We start from the raw sequence: 8,197 nt of genomic DNA, 5'->3' as shown, positions 1-8,197 counted from the left end.
TTTTGGTTTTCAAGGTTTGGTATTGGCGAGCCGAGCAGCGTAAGCTGCCGGGTGGCTTCCGGCAGGGAAGGCGCTTCAGCCACGGGCTTGAGTCCGGCTGAGTAAAGGGGAGGCGGCTCAACCACCGGAAGCCACCCGGCAGCTCACGCTGCTCGGCTCGCCAATACCAAACCTTGAAAACCAAAACCTCAAAAAGCGCAACATCAAAACTGGCGCGTCGGTTATCTTAAACAACACGTCCGTCATGCCTTTGTTCCCCGCGAGCCCGCCATGTCTCCGCTTCCCGGCCTGCTGATGGCGGTCGCCCTCTTGGGGGGATGTCCCCCATTGATGCCGGCGCCGGACCCGAAGGTCGCGGAACTGATCCGGCAACTCGGGCACAAGTCTTACACCGTCCGGGAGGCCGCCGCCAAGGCGTTGACGAGTCGCGGCAAGGAAGCGATTCCCGCCCTGACCGTCAACCAGTTAAACGCGGACCCGCAGGTGGCCGGGCGGTGCCGGCAGTTGATTCCCCTCATTATTGTTTTGGACCGCAACGAGAAATTGGCCCGTTTGTTGAAACAGCCGGCCGGACCGGTCCCAAAGGATCTCGCGGGGGCCGAACGGTTCTTGAAAATCACCGGGGACACGCGGGAGGCCCGGCTGCTCTTCGCGGAGATGATGAACGCCCATTGGGACATTCTTGAGGCGTTGGAGACCGATCCGGAGAAGGCCGGGTGGCTTTGGGACGATTTTATTGGCGATTCTGATGTCCGGGCAAACGATCCCGGCATTCGGAACTGTTTCGCCGATCGTGCCGGGGAGGCGATGGTTTTGTTTCTCTTCGCGGACCGCCGAATAACACACAGCTTAATGGCGATGGTCACAATTCATTGGATTCCTGATTCAACGGGGATCCGAAATCGCGTGGCCGGTCCGAAGGCGGAGCCTGCATTTATGAGGCTTTTTCTCAACTGGATTGACCACGAAGCCAATATCCCGGCGGTTGAAACGGCCGCCGAGTTTGCCGCCGAGGCGGGAATGAAAGAGATCGTCTTCGTTCTGCTCAAGAGGATTTCCAAGCATGCGCAACATCCTGGCCACCGGGCGGCCTTGCTGGTCGCCCTGCGGCATGTGGCCGGCAAAGAACACATCAAAAGCCTTGAGTCATTCTTCGTGGACAACACCGCTATTTGCAAGTTAGTCAACAACGACGGAAGAGATATCCTGACGACCCAAATAAGTGATGTGGCGTTGGGGGTTTGCGTTCAACTGGCGGGTCAGAAAATGAAAGACTTCGGTTTCCCGGCCGCCCATCGCTTTGAGGAAAATTTCAGCTTGGCGTTTCTATATGGCTTCCCGGACGATTTCACCCGCAAGGTTGCCCATGCCCGGTGGAAGGATTGGCTAGACCAACAGGAAGCAGAAGCCGGGCCGGGAGTTTTGAAGTTGCGATTTCTTGAGATTTTGGTTTTCAAAGAATGGTTTTGGTATTGGCGAGCCGAGCAGCGTGAGCTGCCGGATGGCTTCCAGCAGGGAAGTCACTTCAGCCACGGGCTTGAGTCCGACTGAGTAAAGAGGAGGCGGCTCGACCACCGGAAGCCACCCGGCTCCTGACGGAGCTCGGCTCGCCAAGACCAAGACAACCCTTTGAAAACCAAAACTCCAGCAAACCCCAACTTCAAAACTCACGCAGTGGGGCTTGTGAATATCTCACACAAGATGCTTGTTGAACTTGCATTAACCCATGCTTTCCAGCGTTTGAACTCTTCTGGCCTTTTCAAACACCAGCGTCACGGTCACGCCGGCCACCGGATGGCCGGCGGCCTCGGCGTAGAACCAGTCGGGCCCTTTGGTTTGCGGGCGGCCGGCGTCGCGGAAGCGCAATGGCTCGACGAAGCCGTTGACCGCGGGGCCAAGCTTGGTGTTGGCGAGGTTCATCAGGTCGTAGTTGTCGTGGATGGCGGCTCGGACGGCGGCCCGTCTGGCCCGCAGGTCGCGCAGGAGGGCGAGGGCGATCCGGTCGCGCGGGGCATACCCGGCGCGGAGGGTGATGGTGACGCAGACGCCGCAATACTCGTCAAGCGATTCGTCGGCCGTGTTTGTCCAGGCGCCCTCGTGGACGGCATAATACACCTGCCCGGCGTTCGGCGGCGGCTGGCCGTCCGGCTGTTCGTCGCAAACATCGGCCGACAGGCTCAACCCGGCGGCCGACCGGAGATGCTCAACCGTGGCCAGGATTAGTTCGTTCATGCCATGAGGGTACGAGTTACCCAGCAAGGCCATTTGGCGCAAAACCGGGCGACGAATAAAAGGAGAAACAAACCTCGTGAAGCCGCGACGCGGAGTCCTCGGAGCGGAGCGCGAGCCAGAACCCGCTGAAAACCGGCCCCGTCGCAACCATCGTCCGACACGTCGGCGAAAATTGACATTGGCGCCGGCGAATCGGTGAGGTCCGGTCCGCGCTCCGCTGCGCAAAGCCTCCGCGTCGCGGCTTCACGGGTTCTTTCATCAATGGCTGGTTCTGATTCTCGCCCCACCGCAAAGCCTCTGAATCGCAGCCTCGCGGGATTTCTTTCCCCGGTTCATCGTTTGCCTTGCGGACGGCTCGGGGCTATAGCTTCAATGTCCCGTGTCAGCCCCGCGAGTCGGCGCCCGATCCTCCCCATCCCTTCCCGGATCGTCCGGTCCGCGTGCTTGTGTGAATGAATCGTCCCTTGCAACCGTCTTGGTTGGCGGGGCCGGTCACATCGAGGAAGCCGCATGAATCGGAAATTCGATCGCCGGTTGTTGCTGGGCGTCGGGTTGATTGTCGGCGTTCTTTCGATCAATTCTCTCATCGCCTACCGAAACATCCGGCATTTGGATGAAGATTCCCGGTGGGTGGCCCACACCTACGAAGTCCTGGACTCGCTGTCCGATGTTCACGGTCTGATGCGCGACGCCCAAGCCGGGATGCGCGGCTATTTGCTGAGCGACGGCGATCCGCAGTTCCTTGAACCCTACCAAAACGCGCTGGCCGAACACGCGAACCAAGTCCGGCGCATCGAACAACTCACCGCCGACAACCCCCGGCAACGGGAACGCATGCCCAAGCTGTGGGAGTTAGATGCCGCTTTTTTCGCCAGTCTGGACCGGGCCATCGATCTGTTTCAACAAGGCGACGGCGAGGCCGCCCGGAAGTTTGTCAAGTCCGGCGTGGGGAAACGCCTCATGGACGAGATCCGGGCGTTGATCCGGGAGATGGAGGCCGAAGAGGAACAGTTGTTGAAAGAGCGGGAACTGGTCCGCAATCGGGCCTATTCTTGGGCGGTGGGAACCGTGATCGTCGCCCTGCTGGTGGGAATATCGGCCGTCGGCGTCGCCATCTGGCTCGGGCTTCGGTCGCTTCTGGATCGCAGCCGGATGGCCGCCGTGCGTTATCAGCAGGAGTTCTTGCAGGCGACCATCACCAGCCTCGGCGACGGCGTGATCGTGACCGATCCGGACGGACGGGTGACCGCCCTCAACCGGGTGGCCGAGCAATTGACCGGCTGGACCCAAAAGGAAGCGGCCGGCCAGCCGATGGAGGACGTCTTCCGCATCATTAATGCGGACTCTCGCCAGCCGGTGCCCAACCCGTTGCGGCAGGCGCTGGCCGAGGACAGGGTCATCCGGCTGGAGAAGGACGCGATTCTGCTGGCGAAGGACGGGAAGGAATGGCCGCTGGACGACAGCGCCGCCCCGATCCACGACGACGACGGCCGCGTCACCGGGGGCGTGCTGGTCTTCAAGGAAATCAGCGAACGCTTCCGCGTGGAGCGGGAACTGGCCGAGGCCGCCCGGCGTCAGGCCGAATTGCTGGCCGAGGTGCGGGACAGCGAGGCCAAGTTCCGCAACACCATCGACCGGCTGGCCGAGGGGATTTTCGTGACGGACATCGCCACGCAAAAGTTCATCGACGCCAACTCCGCGATGCTGGCCATGCTCGGTTATTCGCTGCCGGAATTCCTCGCCCTGACCCAGTTTGACTTGGTGACCGGCGTCACCCCGGAGGAATTCGCCCGCGAGGCCGCGCAGATCCGGGCCACGCTGGAAAAAGAGGGCCGGTGCGATCTCGGCCGCCGCCAGTTTCGCCGGAAGAACGGCTCGCCGGTCCCGGTGGATTTGCGGATCACGGTGGTTCCCAACGGCGGCGCCGGTCTTTATGCCGAGATCGTGCGGGACGTGACGGAGCAGGTGGAATACGAGAACAGCCTGTTCAAGTATCAATCCGAAATCGAGGACGCCAACGTCCAGTTGAGGACGCTCGCCACCACGGACGCGCTGACCAAGGTGAAGAACCGCCGGGCCTTCAACGAACGCCTCTCCGAGGACTACGACCGCGCCGTCCGCCACCATCGCCCGCTGTCGGTGATTCTGATGGACGTGGACCACTTCAAACTGTTCAACGACAGTTTCGGCCACCCCGCCGGGGACGAAGTCCTCAAGGCTGTCGCCGCCTGTTTGCAATCGACCATCCGCTCCACGGACACCGTGGCCCGATACGGCGGCGAAGAATTCGCCGTGATCCTCCCGGATGCGGACTACGCCGGGGCGATGGTCCTTGCCGAACGCTGCCGCCGGGCCATCGCGGCCACCTCTTGGGACAAGCGCACCGTGACCGTCAGCGTCGGCGTCTCCACCCTGACCCCCGCCACCCCCGACGCCACCGCGCTGGTGCAAGAAGCCGACCAGGCCCTCTACCGCTCCAAACACACCGGCCGCAACCGCGTGACCCACGTGGCGGGGACGGCGGGGTGAGGAAGCGAAGCCCTACGCGCGGGTGTTGATGTTGCGCTTTTGGGTTTTCATCGGGTGGTTTTGGTATTGGCGAGCCGAGCAGCGTAAGCTGCCGGGTGGCTTCCAGTAGTTGAAACGCCTCCCCTTTACTCAGCCAGACTTAAACCCGTGGCTGAAGCGACTTCTCCGCCGGAAGCCACCCGGCAGCTTACGCTGCTCGGCTCGCCAAGACCACCCGATGAAAACCTCAAATCGCGAGGCCCGCGTATTGCCCTCAAATTTGCGGCGGCGGCGGTTCTTGAATCGCGGCATGTTCCGGGCAGAGCCAGAGAATATCGCCGCTCTTGGAGCGCACGGCCCGGAGATTTCCCCAGCGGTCTTTTTTCTTGACCTGCTCCTCCAGCATGTCATGAATGTGCTGCAAGGCCAGCAACTCCGGCCGGTTCGATAGTTTGTAGGAATCGCGCATTTGATGGCCGGCTTCCAATTCAAAGTCGCGCGTGTCGCCGATCTCCAGCTTTCCCGATGGCAAGGCGCTGGCCGAATCTTTCATGAGCTGGACGGCGTCTTTCAGATCAAGGCCGGAGAACGCGGCGGCCGTTTGGGCCGTGGCATCGCCAATCAACGGGACGAACGCCTTCAACAAGGAGACGGTCCAAGTGATGTAGGGCGCCGCGCGGACCAGCCAGTCCTTCGGAATTTTCAGGACGTAATCGGGCGATTGATCGCTGCCGATCGGCATGCCGGGATGAGGGCCGTCCGGATGCTCGCACCAACAAGTGAGACGGACGTGGTCATGGGCCATGCCCTTCAGCCAACCGGCTTTTTCCGGCAGAATCGTGAACAAGTTTGGCCCGCGTTTTCGCTCGTCGTTGGCGGGGTCCAGGGCTTGAAAGATGGAGTAGGCGGCGGCCAGCAATCCTCGCTGGCCTTGTTGCAATTGGGCGAGTTCGCCTTTGATCTCTTGCAGGCGCGTCATCATTTCTTCCATCTTCGGATCGAATCCTTCCAAAAGATGGCTGGCCTCAAAATCATCTCTTCTGCATTTCTGACAGGAAACCAATTTCCCCCGTTGCTTCTCTAACCAAAGTTTGTCGTGAATGCCGGGGCAGGGTTTTCCGTCCTTTTTGCCGGGGCACGGAATGCTCAACTCCAGCCGGACTTGCGGCCAGCGAACCGGCGTCAACTCGTCCAGCGTGTTCAGGACTTGCTGCAACAGCAAGGCGGGATATTCATCGCGGACGACCAGCCTCAGTTCGCGATCAATCAGTTCCACGAACGCATCACCGCGGCTTTGCGTGTGCAAAAAGAATCCGTTGTTCCAGTTGCGGTCCAGTTGATCGGCATCGCCGGGATCGCGGGCGCTTCGCAACGGGTGGACCGCCGCCGTCAGGGCGGGCATCAGCCCCTTGGGCGGCGAGATGTCTTTGCCCGATTGCCCGGAGGCGAACACGCACACCGCCCGCACCTCGGGCGTCTGGGATGGCGTGTCTGGTTTCCAACGCAATTTGTCCGGCCGGTTGCGGGCAATTAATTCGGGAACAAGACTGGTGAACTCGTTTTGCTTGTAAGCGATGTCGAATTTCCACATCAGCCAGAGCAGAAATCGATGATGCGTGACCTGATAGCCGGGGCAGTCTCGTTGGGTGTCTTTTTTCCAAATCTCTTTGAGACGATCGTGCTTGAGAATCCCCTGTTCATCGTTGGTCAGTTTATCCTCAACGACAAACACCACCGCCTTGGCCAGCCATTCGGGATTCAACACGACGACATTGTCGCCGGCCAGCGCTCCCGCGTCTTCGTCCGCCGCCGCGTCGGGGAAGTAAACCGCGTGCCCCTGCACTTCCAACAACCGGGCCAGCGTGTCGGCCGTGTCCTCATCCAGCCCGTGCTTGTCGCAAACCTCGGCTAGTTTCTTGAACGAGGTCGCCGGATCGTTGATTTGCCGGATCGCCTGACAGGCATCATGCCAGTTCGCCGGATATACCAAGTCCATGTCTTCCAATTGGGCGGCGGCCTTGGCGATTTCCATTTTCAACGCGGCGATCCCGGTTCCCTTCGGCCCCTTGAGGCTGTCAATCGAATAAAAGCCGCCGATCAAATCGCCGAATCGTTCTCGCAACGCCTCCTGCCCGAGTCTCGCCGGGACGTTCCCGTCCGCATGGGTGGAGACAATCAACACTTTGGCCGTGCGTCCCGCGCTCAACTGGATACGTTCGAGCCGGGTTTCCATCTCAGGATCGAAACCCTCCCTCGGCTTCCAAACCAGCAAATATATCGCCTTGGGGCTGAAAAAAATCTGGTGAGTGATTTGATAATGTTCCTGCCCCCCGAAATCCCAGCAAGTCAGATGCAGCTTCCGTCTCGCCCCGGTCGGATGGGGCAGATCCAATGGCTCGCGGGCGATTTCGATTCCCTTGGTGGATTCGGTTTTTCTTGGAACGTGCCCTTGCAACGCCTTTAGCAACCAGGTCTTCCCCACGTCACCCGGCCCCACCAATAGTAGTTTCGCCTCGTCAAATTGCTTCTCCATCCCGGCTTGCCCGGTTGATTTGGCGGCAACTTGGGCACGCAAAAACTTGATGAGTTTGGTCCCGACGCCATTCTTGCCACCGGAAAGTTTCATGAATTCGGACGGCAACGGATTGCCCCCGACCCGCAGTTTCCGAAGGTTCCGACAAAGACCCAACGACAGAGGCAATGAACTCAATCGATTATGTTGAAGATCAAGTTCGACTAAATTCCTTGTCTGCCCGAATTCGCCCGGCAGGGTTATCAGTTGGTTGTTGGAAAGGTGAAGCGACTTGAGTCGGACGAGCTGCCCGAATTCGACCGGCAAGGCCGTCAGTTGGTTGTAGGCAAGGTAAAGCGACGTAAGTTGGACGAGTTGCCCGAATTCGACCGGCAGGGCCGTCAGTTGGTTGCCGGAAAAGCCAAGAAATTTGAGTTGGACGAGTTGCCCGAATTCGACCGGCAGGGCCGTTAGTTGGTTGAAGGCAATGTCAAGCTCTGTGAGTTGGACGAGTTGCCCGAATTCGACCGGCAGAGCCGTCAGTTGGTTGTAGGCAAGGCCAAGCCACCTGAGCTGGACGAGTTGCCCGAATCCACCCGGCAGGGTTGTCAGTTGGTTGTTGGAAAGGTGAAGCGACTTGAGTCGGACGAGTTGCCCGATTTCGCGGGACAGTGCCGTCAGTTGGTTGTTGAAGAGGTGAAGCTCTGTGAGTTGGACGAGTTGCCCGATTTCACGGGGCAGTGCCGTCAGTTGGTTATTGGATAGGAGAAGCGATGTGAGTTGGGCGAGTTGTCCGATTTCAACCGGCAATTGCGTCAGACCGATATTGGACAAATCGAGACGCGTCTTCCCGTTTCGACGGCATTCTTCGATACGTCTCAAGGCAATTTCAAAGGCTTCTTCTGCGCGAGTCTTCATGGATTAACCAATGAATGGAAATGTGCG

At 59.8% G+C, this 8,197-nt stretch carries 4 protein-coding genes; 2 read left to right on the top strand and 2 right to left on the bottom strand.

Annotation, left to right across the window (positions count from 1 at the left end; genetic code table 11):
* Positions 1–270: 270 nt before the first annotated feature.
* Positions 271–1,551: a hypothetical protein gene (locus tag BGIM_RS0138405; RefSeq protein ID WP_020474924.1), complete on the top strand. Its 1,281-nt coding sequence runs from the start codon at positions 271–273 to the stop codon at positions 1,549–1,551.
* 168 nt (positions 1,552–1,719) lie between these two features.
* Here the strand turns inward: BGIM_RS0138405 and BGIM_RS0138400 are convergent, their stop codons facing one another.
* A complete protein-coding gene (locus tag BGIM_RS0138400; RefSeq protein ID WP_020474923.1) occupies positions 1,720–2,232 on the bottom strand; it encodes a hypothetical protein in 513 nt (170 codons plus the stop codon).
* Positions 2,233–2,742: 510 nt separating this feature from the next.
* Between BGIM_RS0138400 and BGIM_RS59005 the strand changes: the two genes are divergently transcribed.
* Positions 2,743–4,761, top strand: coding sequence for a diguanylate cyclase (locus tag BGIM_RS59005; protein WP_020474922.1), 2,019 nt, complete (start codon positions 2,743–2,745; stop codon positions 4,759–4,761).
* Positions 4,762–5,014: 253 nt separating this feature from the next.
* Here BGIM_RS59005 and BGIM_RS0138390 read toward each other — a convergent pair whose 3' ends face one another.
* Complete coding sequence (locus BGIM_RS0138390) at positions 5,015–8,170, bottom strand: leucine-rich repeat domain-containing protein (RefSeq protein ID WP_029631472.1); 3,156 nt, start codon at positions 8,168–8,170, stop codon at positions 5,015–5,017.
* Positions 8,171–8,197: the final 27 nt, after the last annotated feature.

The organism is Zavarzinella formosa DSM 19928 (assembly GCF_000255705.1).
In the GTDB taxonomy this organism is placed as follows: domain Bacteria; phylum Planctomycetota; class Planctomycetia; order Gemmatales; family Gemmataceae; genus Zavarzinella; species Zavarzinella formosa.
This window is presented reverse-complemented; position numbering and strand designations above follow the sequence as displayed.

Coding starts and splice junctions, on each gene's coding strand:
- BGIM_RS0138405 (WP_020474924.1), top strand. CDS start 271: ATGTCTCCGCTTCCCGGCCTGCTGATGGCGGTCGCCCTCTTGGGGGGA.
- BGIM_RS0138390 (WP_029631472.1), bottom strand. CDS start 8,170: ATGAAGACTCGCGCAGAAGAAGCCTTTGAAATTGCCTTGAGACGTATC.
- BGIM_RS0138400 (WP_020474923.1), bottom strand. CDS start 2,232: ATGAACGAACTAATCCTGGCCACGGTTGAGCATCTCCGGTCGGCCGCC.
- BGIM_RS59005 (WP_020474922.1), top strand. CDS start 2,743: ATGAATCGGAAATTCGATCGCCGGTTGTTGCTGGGCGTCGGGTTGATT.